Raw genomic sequence first — 15,454 nt, 5'->3', positions numbered from 1 at the left:
GCTATGTCGCGAACTCGCCGAGCCAGGCGCGGTTCAGCAGCTCGCTCGGCAGGTAGTCGGACTCGACCTCGATGGGGAAGCCCGCGTCATAGGCCAAGCACGCCATGGCCATAGGTCCCAAGGCGAGGTATCCCTCGACACTGCTCTCCCGGTCCTCGTCGGCGGTCCAGTAGGCCTTGTGGTGCTCGAGGGCTTCGACGAGGGCATGGTTGAAGCCTTCGTGGTCCTTGCGCAGGAATCGGTGGAACAGGTTGATCGGCTGGTAGAGGATTTTTTCCAGCAGGTCCCGGGGGGTGATGCGAGCGGCCTCCGGATAGGAGCCGTTGATCGCCGCCACCAACTTGTCCACCAGTCCCGGCTGTTCCAGCCAGTACGCCTGGAGTGCGTCGACCCAGTCGTACACGTAGGCATCGACCTGTGCGCCTGAAGCCGATGACGAGGTACGCAGCTGCTCGACGGGGAACTCGCACAACTGGTTCAGGCGGTGCTGATCGCGGCAGACGACAGCCAGCCAGAAGGCGGTGAGCCAGTTGCCCGCAGTGGAGTAGGGCTGAGGTCCCGTGGCAGGAAGAGTCCGCAGTTCGTGGTCGATACGGCACTGGACAGTGCCTTCCGTCGTCCTGGCCGACGCGAACATGGCGGAGCCCACCTGCATCGCCGTGACCACCGCCTCCCACGTGTCGATGTGGGACGCGTCCGGGTCGACGGCGAGGCGGGCGTTGATGTGCAGGAGCGCTTCGCTCAGGGCGCTGTCGAACATCTCCGGAGACTGCTCGAGGCTCGCGATGGTGTCAGCCAGACCTTCACCGAGGGCGCCGGCATATTCCTCGTCGTCGGGCCCCGGACTGCCATGCCGAGTCACCTTCACCGTCACGGTGTCTTCCTGCCCCCTATGTCGAATTTCTCCATCAGGTAACCATCATAACGTCCGGCTTTCGGATTCCCCTTGACGAGGATGTAGTCCAGTTTTCCGTCTCTCAGCGCCTTGTTGAGGGCTGTCGCGAGTTTGAGCTCCTTCGGGTTTCGGCGTCCCCGGATGCGCATTTCGCGAAGAATATCGTTGAAATATTCCCGGGTTCCTTGAGAAACCCTTGTACCGTCGGGCAGGTTGCGCGCTCCCAGCTGTGTTCCCGTGCTGCTCTTCGCTTCGACGACCACGAAGCCGCCGTCCTGGCGCTGCCAGACCTGGTCGAACTGGTCGTTGCCGTTCGCGGGTCCGTCAAGGTCCATCCTCTTGGCATGAGGGTAGTGCTCGGGGATCACATGGTGCTCGGCTACTGCCTCGCCGAAGGCCTCGCTGGCCTCGCCCATACCCTTGTCCAGAGGTTTGTGTGCCGCATCTGCCGCATCTGCCGCCGCTTTGCTCCCGTCAGTCGGGTGCGTGTCGAATGCATGCCTGGCGTCCTTGAGACGATGCTCGGCCAGTTGGTCGGCCGCAATCGCGGTATGGCGCGTATGCGCCGCATCGTCCAGCGCCTTGAGGGCTTCTGGCGTCGCGGTTTCCCGCCCTGTCTTGAGAGAGTCTCCGGTGTACTTCGGCGGGAGGGGCGGTGGTGCGTCATTCACCGCGATCCACCGACCCGTCGGCGGATCCTTCACCAGTTGCGGTGGGACCAGTCCACTCTCGTCAGCCACCTTGGTGCTGAGCCGGGTGCCGTTCTTGCGGTAGTACTTCTCGAAATAACCAGGCTCGTGGTTGGCACGGTACACCTGGCGGTGCATGACCGCGCCCGGATCGGCTGCACCGCTTTGGCGGCTCCCCGCACCGGTACCGTCGCCGCTTCCGCCACCTGCCGTGCCGGAGGCGGCGTGGTCGCTTGAAGTCGCGCCGCCATGAGAGGCAACAACGGGGTGACCACCCGAGCCAAAGGCGTCGGCCGTTCCCGTTGCGCCTGATGCCCCATGGCTGCGAACGGCAGTGGCATCGTGCGCAGTGCGTGACGATGGACCCTCGCCCATGGCCGCGCCAGAACCGGACGTTCGTGCGGTTGCCCCGACTCCCGTCAGTTCTCGTTCTCGCACGTGAGGCTGGTCCGATGCGGATTCCGGAACGGCGGATCGTTCCTGCTTCGGCGCGTCGTGAAGGACATCGCCGTGCTTGTCGTAGACGACGAACTCACCGTTCTCGATGACGACCTTCGAGCCGTCCTCCAGCTCAATGACGCTATGGACGCCGTGCGCGTCCGCCGCCCCGGCCCTCGCCGCGGGCAGAAGGTGGGAGGTGAGGTCGGAAAGTCTCGGCAGCGCGCTGACGGTCTTGCCGGTCGCCCTGACGCCCACCGAGATCGGGTCCATGAACTCGCCGAGCTTGGCGGCGACGCCCGCGCCCTTGGCGACCGCGCCGATCTCGCTCGTCTTGGACACGACTGACAGCGGGCCGACGCCGAAGGTGAGGACGTTGAAGACGGTCGTCCCCGCGGCGCGGGCCGGGTTCTCCTGCCACTGGTCCCAGGCGACGAGGGACTTGCCGAACTCCTTCGCCGCCTTCTTCGCCCGGACCTCGTCGGCGCTCTCCTTGTCCGGGCCGAAGGCCCAGTCCATGGCCGCGTCGTACGGGGTGGCGGTGTACAGGCCGATGCCGGTGACGACGTCCTTCAGGCCGCCCCAGGCGTCGCCCGCCGCATCGGAGCCGTTCCCGCCGACCAGCGTCCACAGCCCGCTGACGCCGGCTTCGATGCCGTCGTGGTAGATCCCGTCCCAGACAAAGCTCTTGGCGCCGTGCCCGAACCAGCCGAGGCTCCACGCCTCGTAGCTCTGCTCGTCCACGCTGCCCCAGGGCAACTCCTTGGCGCCTTCGAGGAGACCGCCGTCGTAGCCGTACTTCACCGTGTTGAGATCGTAGAAACCGCTGCCGTGATCCGCTACGAACTTCGGCCCGCCCACGATCGTCGAGATCTTGCTGGCCGCCCTGCGTTCCGCCTCCTGGAAAGCGAGCTGCGTGGCCGTGACGTCGTCGACGAGTTCCTTGTTCCGGTGGACCTTGTCCTCGTCCTCGGTCCAGTCGTCGTCGCCGTCGACGCTCCCGACGAACGCGAGCGCATCCGTCTTGAGCTGTTCCAGCCGCTTGGCCAGCGGGCGCGCCTCGATGGAGAAGGTGTCCAGCGCGTCGGCCACCGTCTCCAGGTCGGTGGCGAACGTGTCGGCCTTCTCCATGACCGGCTGAGTGGTGGCGAACAGGTCGTCGGCCTCGGGCGCCGTGTAGTAGGCCCCCAGCATCTGGAAGCGGGAGTGGACGTCCATGCCGCCGTTGCGGATGCCGATCGCTTCGCTGCGCAGCCCGGAGACGTCCTTGTCCAACTGCGCGAAGTCGCCGGTGAACTGCGGGATACCGGACGGGTTGATCACTTCTTCCCGTCCCCCTTGCCCTGCCCCGAGCCGCCACCCTGACCAGGCAGGTCGATCTTCGGCGCGGCCAGGGCCTTGTGCTGCGTCGTGGCGGCCATGTCGAGATCCCCGACGACGTAGTACGCGGTGGCCTCCCGCGCACCGTTCACCGACTTCGCCGCCCGGGCACCGAGGAAGAGAACGTCACCCGCGGTCTTCTCGACGAACAGTGTCAGCGCGGCCTCGATGGGACCGATCGGGGCAGCCCCACAATGCACTCCGACGATGGTGCCGGCCGAACCGGCCGCGCTCCGCACGTCCTTGCCGTACGCCTTCACGTCCTTGGTCACGTCGTCCATCGCGTCCTCGACCAGCGAGGTCACGAACTGGACGCCGGACGAGGAGATGTCCCACCGCGTCACGCCAAACCCCCGTTGAAACTCATGTACCCGCCTGGCAGTTGTGCCGACACGGCACCGGTCAGCCGATGTTGTCGACGGCCGCCCGCGCCTTGGCCAGCGTCGACTGCGCGGTCCCGTCGTTCTGCTCCAGCGTCGTGCGCACCAGCCGGATGATCTCGCGGACCTCGCTCGCGGCGCTGTGCCAGCGGACCTCCTTGCCGTGGTAGTCGTCGGCGACACCGTCCGCGGTGAAGTCGGCCATCGCGGCCTTCACCGCGCGGTCCCGGTCGGTCAGCACGCGCTCCAGCTGGCCGATCACGCCCGCCAGGCTGACCTGTACTTCACTGGAGGCACCGGTGTCGTACGAACGGCGGTCCTGGTTCTGAGCCACGGTCAGGCTCCCCCTTGCATGCTCGAAAGCTTGAAAACGGTGACAGCGAAGGCAACTTGGACGGCGAAGGCCGTCAACGCGCGCCGAAACGGGCGGCATCGAAGTTGGCGGCACCCATGTTGTGGTGCGCGTTGTCCCCCAGCTCCACGTCACCGGAGCCGAACGCGGTGTCCATGCCGGACTGACCACCCAGGATCGCGCCCAGCGAGCCGTTCAGATCGTTCGTGATCTCATCGGCATGCACCTTGAACCGGTCGAACGCCGCCTTTCCGGCCCCGTTGAACTTTCCCTCCAGCGGCTCCGCCGCCTGGATCAGCCACTTGATGAGCGTGCCCAGGTCCTCGCTCGAGCCCACGGTGCTCTTGCCGAGCTCCGACAGGGTCGTCGATCCCATGTCGAACTTCATTCACCCACCCCCGTAAGTGTGTTCTGCGCTGCGGCTGTTCGATCACCATGGCGTGATCGTGGGTCACTCACCGCTCACGAATCCTCGAACATCCTCTCGCGTCACGCGTTGCAGGCGCAACGTGAATGTGATCAAAGTGGCGTGATCTAGTGCACGAGAGTCCGTCAAGAGCGGTAACCCCGCGTAACTCGCGCCAGCTCACCCGTGAGTCGAAGACATGGGTGTCGGGGGAAGGGGCACGGCTGACCGGGCAGCCGTGCCGCAGCTACCTCAACGACCTTCTCACCGCGTCGACCAGCGAGCCCGCCCGCAGATCCTCGGCCCCTTCGACGATGTTGTTCATGGCGTACCCGAAAGCGATGCCGTGCTCGGGGTCGGCGAAGGCGAGGGAGCCGCCTCGGCCCATGTGGCCGAAGGCGTTCGGGCCGGTCATGGGGATTTCCTCGGTGGGCAGCATGTATCCGGAGCTGAAGCGGCTCGGCAGCATCATCACCCGGTCTTTTCCGCTGGCCTGTTCCTTGGTCGCCGACTCCAGGGTTTCCGGGGCGAACAGGCGCACGCCGTCGACCTCGCCGATCAGCGAGGCGTACATGCGCGCCAGCGCCTGAGCGGTGCCGATGCCGTTGGAAGCGGGGATCTCCGCGGCCTGTACGTCCGGCGAGTTGAAGTCGATCTCGGCGGGGTCGGTGACCGCGAACGCCCTGTTGGCGAAGGAGTTGGGGTCGCTCATGGCGGCGACCAGTTCGCGGAACGCCTCGGGAATCGCCTCGATGGGCACGGCGGTCAGGTCGACGTCCGACTGCTGGTACACCATGCGGCTGACCCGCCGGCGCTCGGACGCCGGCAACCCGATGAAGAAGTCCAGCCCGAGAGGGCCGGCGATCTCGTCGGCGAAGAAGCGGCCCGGCGTCCGGCCGGACACCCGGCGGATCACCTCGCCGACCAGCCAGCCGAAGGTCCGCCCGTGGTATCCGTGCGCCGTGCCCGGCTCCCAAAGGGGACGCTGCGCCGCCAGTGCGACCACCATGGGATCCCAGGCCAACGCCTCGTCCAGCGCGACCGGTTGGTCCAGCGCGATCAAGCCCGCCTGGTGCGAGAGCAGCCAGCGCACCGGGATGTCCGCCTTGCCGTTCGCGGCGAACTCCGGCCAATAGGTCGCCACCGGCGCGTCCAGGTCCAACTCGCCGCGCTGGACGAGCAGATGAGCCGCGGTCGCGGTCGCGCCCTTGGTGGCCGAGTAGACCAGTTGCAGCGTGTCCCGGGTCCACCGACGGTCGGTCTCCGGGTCGGCGACGCCGCCCCACAGGTCCACCACCGGTCGGCCGTGCTGGTACACGCACACCGCCGCACCGATGTCTCCGCGCTGCGAGAAGTTTGCCTCGAACGCCTCACGTACCGGTTCGAACCCCGCCTCGACCTCACCGTCGATCATCGTCATGTCGTCCATCCTGGCACTGGGACGTCGTATCTCAAGATGGTTCTCGGTATCGCCCTGTGCTGGGATTGGGATACGGAGCTCGCTGCACAGGAATACTGCTGTGGTGCTCTTGACGTGGATCGCAGAGGTGGCCGACGAGCCATTGGTACTCGAGCCGGCTGACCGACGGGTCGAATGGGAGACCAACACCTGGTCGCTCGGTGCGGCGGAGGAGGACAGGACGTCGCTGTCCGCCCCCGAGGTGGTGGCTGCCTTCGAGCGGACTGCTCTTGGTATCCGGGAACGCATTCGCGATCTCGGCTTTTCGGGTGTCGCGACCTTCTACGTGTGGCACGACGAGCAGGCCGGGCAGCTTCGGTGCTCGACCGGTTCCGTGTCGCCGGACGCGCTGCCGTTCAGCGGCACCTATGTGGTCTCTGATGCCCTCGGTCCGGTGGTTGAAGGGTTTCTGATCGCGAGTGAGCCAGGCGTCACGACCTGGTCGGACCTGGACGACGTGCAAAGCCACTCGGACCAGACCGGGCCGGAGATCAGGCCCCTGCGTGTCTGGGCCAGCAGCGTAGGAACCTGAGACGGACTGGTTCTGCACGGGTCTACGACGCTGACACCTACCCCGGTGAGTACGCCGCCCCCGGTCGCCTGACTCAGCAGTGGGCAGCAGCACTCGACCCCCGTCGGAGCCCGCGCCCACGCCCGCAGGTCGCCGTGCTCGACCGGCTGTTGCGCACTCGTGCCACGACGCCCCGTCCGAGAGGAGGCGCCGGGCATTGAGCCGACGTTCGTGCGTGGCCCCAGAGTCGATCAGCGGTGCGCCGTGGCCGAGTTGGGGACGTACCCACGGCATCAGGCGCACCTCCAGGACGGAGGCGTAGACGGCGGCTTGGGTGGTGGCGGGGTGGGGCGGGTCGGTGGCCAGATGCCTCGGCGGAAGACGCAGCCGCGAGCGCGGAAGAGCAGCACTGTCGTGGCGGCGACGACCACGTCGCCCATGGTGTCGGGTACGGCTTCGCAGGTGAGTGACTCCACCGCGCCGCCTCGTCGTTCGCACAGGTCCTGGACGGCCCGGAGGGCGGACGGCAGGAATACGTCCGTGTATCCCTGCCGTCCGCCCCGCCGACGGGGGCGTCAGCCACCGCAGTTGTGCGTCACGCTGTCCGTCGAGGCCGGGACGACCTCACCGCCTTCGGCGGGAAGGACGAAGCGGATGCCGTTGACCTTGAGGCCGGCGTCGGCGCCGAGCGAGGCCAATTGTTCGTTACACGGCCTCCACGCTACGCGGAGGACGCCGCTCACCTGCCCGTACAGCCAGCCGCTTTCACGTCCTTGGCGAGCTTGTTCGTTATCCTGTGGGCACCGCCTCGCGTGTACTTTATGTTCTTGAAATCCATCTCGATGAAATGGCCGTTATTGTCGGTTCCCGCGCGAGCCACGTCCATGACCATGGTGATCTTGTTCGGGATGACGCCCCTGTCCCTCGGGTAGTACACGGTCACGCCGTAGTTGTTGACCTGGAGGTGGTGCGGGCTGTTTGTCTTCAGGCATTTCTTGGCCTGATTCTCGAAAGCCTTCATGATAGTCCTGTTGACTATCTCGGTGGTGGGCACGAGGTTGGCTCGCTGAGTGGTTCCGTTGAGTGAAGCGGCGATCAAGTGCGCACCATCGTGCCCTGCTCCCCCCCAACTGCCGACTTTCGTCTGACAGTCATTGCGAGGCCTGTCCTTCAGCTTCAGATTCCTTGCCACGGCACCCGATGGGCGCCCCTCATCGTCGGTATCGTAGGTCAGAATCGAACGATATTTGTGTGCCTTCTTCAGGTATTTGTGACAGGGAATCGCATCCCTTGCCTGAAGCTTGACCGCAGTTGCCTGGGGTGCCTTGGTTGCCTCGTCCACCTGGGCTGTCGCGTTGGCAGCTGTTCCGCCAATCAGCAACGCTCCACCCGTGCATCCCGCCAGGAGAACCTTCACGGACATTTTTACCTGCCGCACGTATTTCCCTCTCTGTGCCTGCTCACGGCTGCGCTTCGAGCCGAATTCTGGCGTGCCGCGCTCCATAAGCCGACGTCGCGCCAGCAATTGCCACCGACTGGGACCGGCCCCATATGGTCAACACCGCGTACCCGGAATCCAGGATGATTCCATTCCGCTACAGGGGCCGCTCGGGAGCTCGGCAATTCGGGGTTACCGTTTGCTCTGCCCGTTCGTGTCATCGATGATGGTGGCGCCCAGGTGATGATCACAAGACAGACCGGCGCGGACTAATTGGGGCGCGCGCCGGAATAAATTGACCGAGCGACGAGGTCCTCGAATCGGCCGCGCTGCGGTATGCGGGGAACTGAAGAGGCCGCCCGCGAACAGACCACCACCAGCCGGAGCCGGCAAGAAGCAGCAACTTGGCTCCGCACTGCCCGCATGAGACTCGCCGACCGCGCGTCAGCCGCTGAAGGGCGGTTACGCCTCCCCGAGCGCGGCCTGCACCCGCCCGGCCCCTCGCGCAACCGCGCGGTCATGTACCGGACCCTCTGCTCCCGGGTCTCCAGCCGACCGAGCGCCGACGGCAGGACGAGGTAGGAAATCCCAGCCCGGTCTCCCGCGAGCGGGAACCGCGCCCGGTCACCAGTCCTCATATGCACAAAGACCCGTACTCCCAGGAGCACCAGTGTCCTCCGCATCATCGTCTGCCGGCACACGCCTCGTCCTGGCGGCTGCCCTCCTGCTGCCGCCCGCCTTCCTCAGCGCGTGTTCCGCCGTCGGCGGCGATGGCTGCCACAACACGGCCGCCGACCTGAAGCGACTGGCCAAACAGCCGCTGCTCAGCTCGGCACCCGCGCACGCCTCGGCGCCCGCCAACTACCGCGGCGTAGGCGTGACCACGGGATGCGACGACGACAGCAGCGGAGCGCCTTGGCTGCACGCGGACCGCCTGTACGCCTTCCCGGGCAAGCCGGACGACGTCATCGCGTACTACACCAAGACAGCCGCCGCGGCCGGATGGAACTTCGAGCGGGACCCCGACCCCAACGCACCGTCCACCACGGTGGAAGGTGCCTGCTGGACCAGAACCGAGCAGCACCGGCACCTACTGCTCAACCTCGACCTCCACGCCAAGGGCTTCTCACCCGAGCCCAAGGTCGGCGCAGGTCTCGCCTACTCGGTATCGGTCGGCAGCCGGCGGGGTGGCGGCAAGGAGACCTGCTGGCGCTAGGACCCGTTTTGAACGGTCTTGGTGTGCTGGGTTGGCTGTTCGGGGTAGTCGCGGGTGGCAACCCAGATGATGAGGTCGTTGGCGATGCCGCCGCCGATGTCTGTGTCGGCGGTGACCTGGTGTTCTCGTCGGGCGCTGTCGCGCAGGACGATCTCGTAACCTCCCTCGTCTAGGACCACCACAGAGGCATTCCAGGCGGGATCGTCCTCGTCGGGCCGGATGACAGGGAACGTGTTGTCATGCCGTTCAGTTCACCGATCAGGTTGAGCAGAGCCTCCTCGGACGGGGCGTCGATATTGGCGTCCATTCTCGCTGTCGGCGCGGCAGTAAGGCGTCTGCATCATTCGTTCCCCCACGGTCACCAACTCCGGGCTTCTCCAATCCCGTCGGCGGCGACCAGCAGCGGGCGCCGGCCTATCGGTCCGCAAGGAGTGGCGTAACGATGGTCCTGATCTGCTGTTCCGTGACGCCGCCGGAGGCGGAGGCGGCGATACGGCCCTTGCGGTCCAGGAACACCGTGTACGGGAGGCCGACTTGGCTGACTGTTCCGCGGGGGATGCGCAGGGCCTGCTTGCCACGTGCGTCGATGAGGGTCGGGTAGTCGAGGTGATGCCCGCGGATGAAGGAGAGCGCGGTGGACGCCGGGTCCCCGCCGTTCAAGCCAATGATCTGGAGCCCTTGCCTGCCCAGTGCTTTCTGTGTGCGGGCCAGGCCGGGGGATTCGACGCGGCAGGGGCCGCACCAGGAAGCCCACGCGTTCAGCACCACGACCTTCCCCTTGAACGCGTCCAGCCGGACCGGGCGGCCGTCGGCTCCGTCGCCCTGGAGTGCGGGCATGGCCTGGCGGTGGGATACGGGCCAACTGCGGACGCCGTCCTTCAATGTGGCGTCGTCGGTGGAGCGGTGAGGGCTGGTGCAGCCGGAGACGAGGGCCGCCGCGCACACGGCCGTCCAGGCGGCCCGTCTGATCTTCATAAGCCGTGAGTATGGCAAGCCGACCGGAGCGTACGGACGCCCGCCCCGGGTGTGGATGAAGCGGCACGTTTGACGGCAGGGCCGCCCGCCTTCGTCCCAGCCATGCATCAACTCCCTTATTCTTCCGCCCCATTGTGGCTGGGCGCTCATCCATGCCGCGCGCACTTGTCGGCGCGGCCCTCCCTTCGATGCTGGTGGTCCGACCCGCTGAGTTGACGGTCCGTCGGCTGACTTACGGTTCATCACGTGGTGAACCGATCTGTGCGTAACCGGATCCTGTTGGCCGGCCTCGTGACGCTGGCCGTACTGGGTGTGTGCTTGGCCGTCACGGGCGGCGAGAGTGGCCCCGAGGCGGCCCCGCACGCTCGTGATGCTGCTTGCGGGGCTGCGGCAGGGAAGCTGCCCGACAAGATCGCCGGACTGGAGCGTGACCACACGGATGTCGCCGGAGCGGCGGTGTGGGGCGGCGGCAAGATCGTCGCCCGTTGCGGGATTCCGATGCCCGCCAAGACGCCGGACGCGTGTGCGACGGTGAACGGAGTCGACTGGGTGTGGCACTACGGGCAAGGCGGCGACGGCCGCGACCTGCTTGTCACCTACGGACGCTCTCCCGGACTGGAGGTGACGGTTCAGCGCGGTGCACCGTCGGATGCGGCGCTGGTCGAACTGACGAAGGCCGCTTCGGCATTGCCGCGGCACCGTAAGTGTCTGGATTCCCAGGGGACTTGAATCAGTCGGCCACCGGCCGTGTCCACGTCGGCTGCGCCACCGTTGTAAGCCTCGCCGTCCTCGCCGTCCTCGCCCCAGCCGTCCACGCCGCCGCCAGGGTCGCCAAGGTGCAGAACCTGCGCGCGGACCGATCCGCATTCCTGGCGACCCTCGCCACCGGCCCCCGTTGCGGTCAACTCTGTGCCGGCGGGCGCACGCCGTCCCGCTCACGCAACACGCCCTTGATGACCTTTCCGCCAGCGTTACGCGGGAGTTGGGAGACGACCGCCAGCGCCTTCGGCATCTTGAAGGAGGCGAGTCTTCCGTCGAGGAAGGTGGTCAGGTCGCGGAGGGACAGGTCGGTCTCCGGCGCGAGCGTGGTGTACGCCACCGGGACCTGGCCCCAGCGTTCGTCCGGCCTGCCGATCACCGCTACCTCCAGTACGGCGGGGTGTTCGGCGATGGCGTTTTCCACTTCTGCGCAGTAGATGTTCTCGCCGCCGCTGATGATCATGTCCTTCTTGCGGTCGGCGACCCAGATGAAGCCCTCCTTGTCCTGCCTGACCAGGTCGCCGGAGTGGAACCAGCCTCCGTAGAAGGCGTCCGCGGTTTCCTCGGGCTTGTTCCAGTAGCCCTGGGTCACGGTGGGGCCGCGGTAGACGATCTCGCCGACTTCGCCGAGGGCCACGTCGTTCATGGAGGCGTCGACGATGCGGTACTGGATCGTCGGGATCGGGCGGCCTACCGAGCCAAGCTTGCGGAGCGCGTCCTCGCCGCGGAGGACGCACGTGATCGGGGAGGTTTCCGTCTGGCCGAACACCGCGACATTGAGGGCCTTGGGGAACTTCTCGCTCATGGCTCGGAGCGTCGCGTCGCTCGCCGGTGCGGCTCCCCAGCTGATGACGCGCAGCTTGAGGTCGCGCTGGTCGATGTCCGGCTGGGCGCAGATCAGGTCCCACTGTTGCGGGACGTTGAAGACGATGGTCGCGCCCTCGCGTTCGTACGCGTCCAGTACGGCCTTCGGGTCGAAGGACCCGAGCGGGTGGATCACCACCGTGCCGCCGACCAGGACGTTCGCGACGATCGAGCCCAGGCCCGCGATGTGGAAGAACGGTGCGGTCAGGAAGCCGATGTCGGAGTCGTCGAAGATCTCCATCGCCCGGATGCAGGTGATCGCCTGTACCTGCATGTTGCGGTGGGTGAGCAGCACGCCCTTCGGCCGGCCGGTGGTGCCCGAGGTGTACATGATCAGCGCGGTGGACTCCTCGCTGACGTCGGGCAGTTCCATCGGCTCGTACGCGGCCAGAAGGGGCTCGTAGGGCGCGTAGCCTGCGTGGCCCTCGTATGCCTCGTGGTCAGCGGGCTCCCCGATCCGCTTCGACTCGCTCGAACCCAGCTCGTCGATGACGATCACCGTCGTGATGGACGCGGCATTGGGCGTCGCCTTCAGCAACGGCAGCAGCTTCGCGTCGACCACGACCGCCGACGGCGTGCAGTCGGCCAGGATGTAGCCGATCTCCGGCGGTGCGAGGCGGAAACTGAGCGGTACGGCCATGGCTCCCAGGCTGTTCGCCGCGAACACGCTCTCCACGAACCAGGGGTGGTTCAGGGTGAGCAGGGCCACCCGGTCGCCCGCCCGTACGCCTCGGTCGGCGAGTGCGGCCGCCAGTTGCAGTGACCGTCGTGACAGCTGAGCCCAGGTCGTCGTGGCCCCGAGGTAGCGCAGTGCGGGCTTGTCGGGCCGCATCATCGCGTGGGTGGCCGCCTGCGCCATCCAGTGGTGACGGAAGGACCAAGCGGGAGCCGTGTCGGTGGGCATGCCACTCCTCGGGTTCCGGGTGCGGGAGGTGCGTGGGGTGCGGGTGGGGTGAGGCGGGGTGACGTGGGGTGGGTTTCGGGGGTGGGAGCGTGCGTCATTATGCCTGCGGCGGCGCCGGCCAAGAAGGGTTTTGTTAATGGAAAATCACATGGGAAGGGGTGAGGGAGCCGCGTGCCGGGTCACCGGCGTCACAGTGGTTTCTGGCCCTCGATCGTCTTGTGATTCACTGGCGCGCATGGCCCTGTCTCCTCGTCCGTCTGCCCGCCGGTGAACGCCGAGCCCATGCCGGTGAACGCCGAGTCCATGCCGGTGAACGCCGAGCCGATCGCGGCCACGCGCCCGCGCAACCGTCGGCAGCTCATCGTCGAGGCGGCCGGGCGAGTGTTCAGCGAGCGCGGCTACCACGCGGCGTCCATGGAGGAGATCGCCTCCGGCGTGGGGATCAGTGCCGCGGCTCTGTATCGGCACTTTCCCAACAAGTACGCCCTCTTCGCCGAGTGCGCGAACGGTACGGTCGGCCGACTTGTCGCCGCGCTCGAGGAAGTGCCGGCCGAGGCAGGTCTCGAGGAGGTGCTCGCCGCCGTCACTCAGGTCACCGTCGCCCAGCGTGCGTCGGGTGGCCTGTATCGGTGGGAGGCCCGGTATCTCGAGCGTGAGGATCGTCGGCATCTTTCGGCGAAGTTCGCGCGCGTCGTCGAGCGGGTCACCGAAGCGGTGCGGCGCGAGTCCCCCTCCGGGGATGCCGAGTTGCGCGCCGCCGCGGCCCTCGGTGCCATCGGGTCCATCACGATGCATCACGTCTCCATCGCCCAACGTCGGGTTGAGGAACTGCTGTTGGCCTCCTCTCTGCGTGTGGCCACGAGCGACCTCGCCGCTGGTGTCAGCGGCCCGCGCTCCGTCGAACTGCCCGTTCAACCCGTGCCCCGCACCCGGCGCGCGGAGATCCTGGCCGCCGCCGTACCGCTGTTCGCGCGCGACGGGTTCGTCAAGGTCACCAACGGGCAGATCGCGGAGGCGGTCGGGCTGGCCCCCTCCGCGATCTACCGGCACTACCCCACCAAGGTGGACATCCTGGTGGCCGCATGCCTGCAGGCGGCGGGTCTGCTGGCCCAGGCGGTCGAGCAGAACCTCAACGAGGTGAGCGACCCGCACGACGCCGTGGTCGCGCTGGCGTCGACGTACGTGGCCTACAGCTTCGAGCACACCGAACTCACCAGCGTCGCCGAGGCCGAGGTCGCCGGCCTGCCGGACCACCTGCGGCAGCCCCTCATCCTCGCGCAGCGTGAGCACATCGCCGTGTGGGAGCAGCAACTGCGGCTCGTACGAACGGAGTTGGATCCACGGCAGGCTCGAGTCCTGGTGCATGCGGGGTTCGGAGTCGTGGTCGAGGCCGGCCGTCGGCTGCATTGGCAGGACACGCGTGAACATCGCGACGCCGTCACCGCTCTGGTCGTGGGCGCGTTGGGCCTGGAGTAGCCGAGTACGCGCCAAGGCAGCTGCTCGGCCGGTTCCTCCGTCTCACGCCCCCGGCCGGTTCGCCGTAGGAAGCGTGATCGGCGTCTGCGTCGCCGACGTCCCGTTGTTCAGGTACAGCATCGCGATGCCGCGTATGAACTGGTCGAACAGGTAGAAGCCGTCGGGGACGGTGGACGACGTCCCCTCGCGGAACTGGACGTATGCCGGCCAGGCTGCCTTGATCAGCGTCCGCGAGACCAGATCGTGGGGCAGGCCGAGCCAGTCGGAGTACTTGTCGCCGATCAGGTAGCGGACCATCTCGCTGACGAAGCCGGTGTCCAGGCCCAGGACGGGATCCTCGACGTACCCGAGCAGCGTCTTGGCCAGGCTGATGCCCTCGCTCGTGGGGGCGACGACCGGCCACAGCATCTGGGTCGCCTGCGCTTGCGCGTCGGACCAGCTGGCCGGGATGAACTGCTCCTGGACGCCCAGCAGATGGAGGGCGACCTGCCAGGCGTGCAGGTCCGCGGCCTGCTCCGTGGCCGACAGCTTCACGCCCCACTTCTGCATGTTGTTGTGCGCGACGGTGGCCACGGAGTGGAACGTGATCAGGATGTCGCCGTTGCTGATCGGCTTCGGCTCGTCCGCGGTCGCCATGTAGTGCGACGAGGTCGGCAGCAGGTTGCGGACGGCCGAGTGGACCAGGCGCGTCTTGTTGGCGCTGACGACGAAGTGGCCTCCGGGCTGCCAGGCGGTCTCGCTGTGCAGGTCGTAGCCGAAGGTGAAGGTCTTGGCCGCGCGGGCCTTCATGTCGGCGCCGCCGGCGGACCAGTAGACCGCCCTGGACTCCCGCGGGATCACGGTGCTCAGGATGCCGCTGCCGAGGCTCTCGGACACGAACAGATAGCTGCTCAGGCGCTTGTAGAGCTTCTCCGATGCGGCGAGCAGGGCGGGGTCGGCCCACGACGGCAGCCGGTTGACCTCCTTGAGGTAGGCGGTCAGGTAGTCCGGCATGCCGGACGGCAGGGCGTCGCTGTTGTCCGCCCACGACTCCCAGGCCTTGTTGACCGCCGGGATCGAACCGTCGGCGAGGAGCCGGGCCGCGACTTCGTCCGCCGTGGGGTCCCAGACCGAGAACGGGTCGGTGACCGAGTCGGTGCCGGCGATCGAGCCCGACGACGACCAGGACCAGGCCTGGGACACGTCCGTCACGCCCACGAGGCCCAGCGCGGCGCCGAGCGTCAGGATGCGCCTTCTGCTGAGATTTCCCATTTACTTACCCACTTTCGAAGCGGAGCGGATGGCAGCTGTCACCTGCGCCTGAAGGCGACCT

General features: G+C 67.1%; 16 protein-coding genes. 4 read left to right on the top strand and 12 right to left on the bottom strand.

All coding sequences use genetic code 11. The features are described from left to right. Position 1 precedes the first annotated feature (1 nt). From ACFU97_RS00830 to ACFU97_RS00805, 6 genes are all read right to left on the bottom strand, one after another. Positions 2-874: an immunity 49 family protein gene (locus ACFU97_RS00830; RefSeq protein WP_384249015.1), complete on the bottom strand. Its 873-nt coding sequence runs from the start codon at positions 872-874 to the stop codon at positions 2-4. Further along, the gene (locus tag ACFU97_RS00825) at positions 871-3,345 is read right to left on the bottom strand and encodes a hypothetical protein (RefSeq protein WP_384249014.1); all 2,475 of its coding nucleotides are present in this window, start codon (positions 3,343-3,345) and stop codon (positions 871-873) included. Before ACFU97_RS00825 ends, ACFU97_RS00830 begins: the two co-directional genes overlap by 4 nt. Further along, entirely contained in the window at positions 3,342-3,746 is a 405-nt protein-coding gene (locus tag ACFU97_RS00820) for a DUF6507 family protein (RefSeq protein WP_384249011.1), read from the bottom strand. Before ACFU97_RS00820 ends, ACFU97_RS00825 begins: the two co-directional genes overlap by 4 nt. A 58-nt stretch (positions 3,747-3,804) precedes the next feature. After that, positions 3,805-4,116, bottom strand: a complete 312-nt coding sequence (locus ACFU97_RS00815) for a pore-forming ESAT-6 family protein (protein ID WP_384249008.1) — start codon at positions 4,114-4,116, stop codon at positions 3,805-3,807. 73 nt (positions 4,117-4,189) lie between these two features. After that, positions 4,190-4,522, bottom strand: coding sequence for a hypothetical protein (locus ACFU97_RS00810; RefSeq protein ID WP_384249005.1), 333 nt, complete (start codon positions 4,520-4,522; stop codon positions 4,190-4,192). A gap of 265 nt (positions 4,523-4,787) precedes the next feature. After that, complete coding sequence (locus ACFU97_RS00805) at positions 4,788-5,960, bottom strand: serine hydrolase domain-containing protein (RefSeq protein WP_384249002.1); 1,173 nt, start codon at positions 5,958-5,960, stop codon at positions 4,788-4,790. Positions 5,961-6,060: 100 nt separating this feature from the next. Here ACFU97_RS00805 and ACFU97_RS00800 point away from each other — a divergent pair, with 100 nt between their 5' ends. Further along, positions 6,061-6,531 carry a hypothetical protein gene (locus tag ACFU97_RS00800; protein ID WP_384248999.1) on the top strand — a complete coding sequence of 157 codons (471 nt, stop codon included), beginning with the start codon at positions 6,061-6,063 and terminating at the stop codon, positions 6,529-6,531. 554 nt (positions 6,532-7,085) lie between these two features. Here ACFU97_RS00800 and ACFU97_RS00795 read toward each other — a convergent pair. Both ACFU97_RS00795 and ACFU97_RS00790 read right to left on the bottom strand, forming a co-directional pair. Further along, the gene (locus tag ACFU97_RS00795) at positions 7,086-7,208 is read right to left on the bottom strand and encodes a hypothetical protein (RefSeq protein WP_384248996.1); all 123 of its coding nucleotides are present in this window, start codon (positions 7,206-7,208) and stop codon (positions 7,086-7,088) included. A 41-nt stretch (positions 7,209-7,249) separates the two neighbouring features. Then, complete coding sequence (locus tag ACFU97_RS00790; protein WP_384248993.1) at positions 7,250-8,014, bottom strand: DNA/RNA non-specific endonuclease; 765 nt, start codon at positions 8,012-8,014, stop codon at positions 7,250-7,252. A gap of 604 nt (positions 8,015-8,618) precedes the next feature. Here ACFU97_RS00790 and ACFU97_RS00785 point away from each other — a divergent pair. Then, entirely contained in the window at positions 8,619-9,164 is a 546-nt protein-coding gene (locus ACFU97_RS00785; RefSeq protein WP_384248990.1) for a hypothetical protein, read from the top strand. On the opposite strand, the gene ACFU97_RS00780 is transcribed toward ACFU97_RS00785, so the two are convergent. Further along, on the bottom strand, positions 9,161-9,343 hold the full coding sequence (locus ACFU97_RS00780; protein ID WP_384248987.1) for a hypothetical protein: 183 nt from the start codon (positions 9,341-9,343) through the stop codon (positions 9,161-9,163). The genes ACFU97_RS00785 and ACFU97_RS00780 overlap by 4 nt on opposite strands. A 235-nt stretch (positions 9,344-9,578) precedes the next feature. After that, a complete protein-coding gene (locus ACFU97_RS00775; RefSeq protein WP_384248984.1) occupies positions 9,579-10,139 on the bottom strand; it encodes a TlpA family protein disulfide reductase in 561 nt (186 codons plus the stop codon). Between the two features lie 246 nt (positions 10,140-10,385). On the opposite strand from ACFU97_RS00775, the gene ACFU97_RS00770 reads away from it, so the two are divergent. Beyond that, the gene (locus ACFU97_RS00770) at positions 10,386-10,868 is read left to right on the top strand and encodes a DUF3515 family protein (protein ID WP_384248981.1); all 483 of its coding nucleotides are present in this window, start codon (positions 10,386-10,388) and stop codon (positions 10,866-10,868) included. A gap of 172 nt (positions 10,869-11,040) precedes the next feature. On the opposite strand, the gene ACFU97_RS00765 is transcribed toward ACFU97_RS00770, so the two are convergent. Further along, on the bottom strand, positions 11,041-12,666 hold the full coding sequence (locus ACFU97_RS00765) for a long-chain-fatty-acid--CoA ligase (protein WP_384248978.1): 1,626 nt from the start codon (positions 12,664-12,666) through the stop codon (positions 11,041-11,043). Between the two features lie 282 nt (positions 12,667-12,948). On the opposite strand from ACFU97_RS00765, the gene ACFU97_RS00760 reads away from it, so the two are divergent. Further along, positions 12,949-14,142, top strand: a complete 1,194-nt coding sequence (locus ACFU97_RS00760; RefSeq protein WP_384248975.1) for a TetR/AcrR family transcriptional regulator — start codon at positions 12,949-12,951, stop codon at positions 14,140-14,142. 42 nt (positions 14,143-14,184) lie between these two features. Here the strand turns inward: ACFU97_RS00760 and ACFU97_RS00755 are convergent, their stop codons facing one another. After that, positions 14,185-15,393 (bottom strand): oxygenase MpaB family protein, encoded by a 1,209-nt coding sequence (locus tag ACFU97_RS00755; protein ID WP_384248972.1) that lies wholly within the window; start codon positions 15,391-15,393, stop codon positions 14,185-14,187. Positions 15,394-15,454: the final 61 nt, after the last annotated feature.

Source organism: Streptomyces sp. NPDC057616 (genome assembly GCF_042800575.1).
In the GTDB taxonomy this organism is placed as follows: Bacteria; Actinomycetota; Actinomycetes; order Streptomycetales; family Streptomycetaceae; genus Streptomyces.
This window is presented reverse-complemented; position numbering and strand designations above follow the sequence as displayed.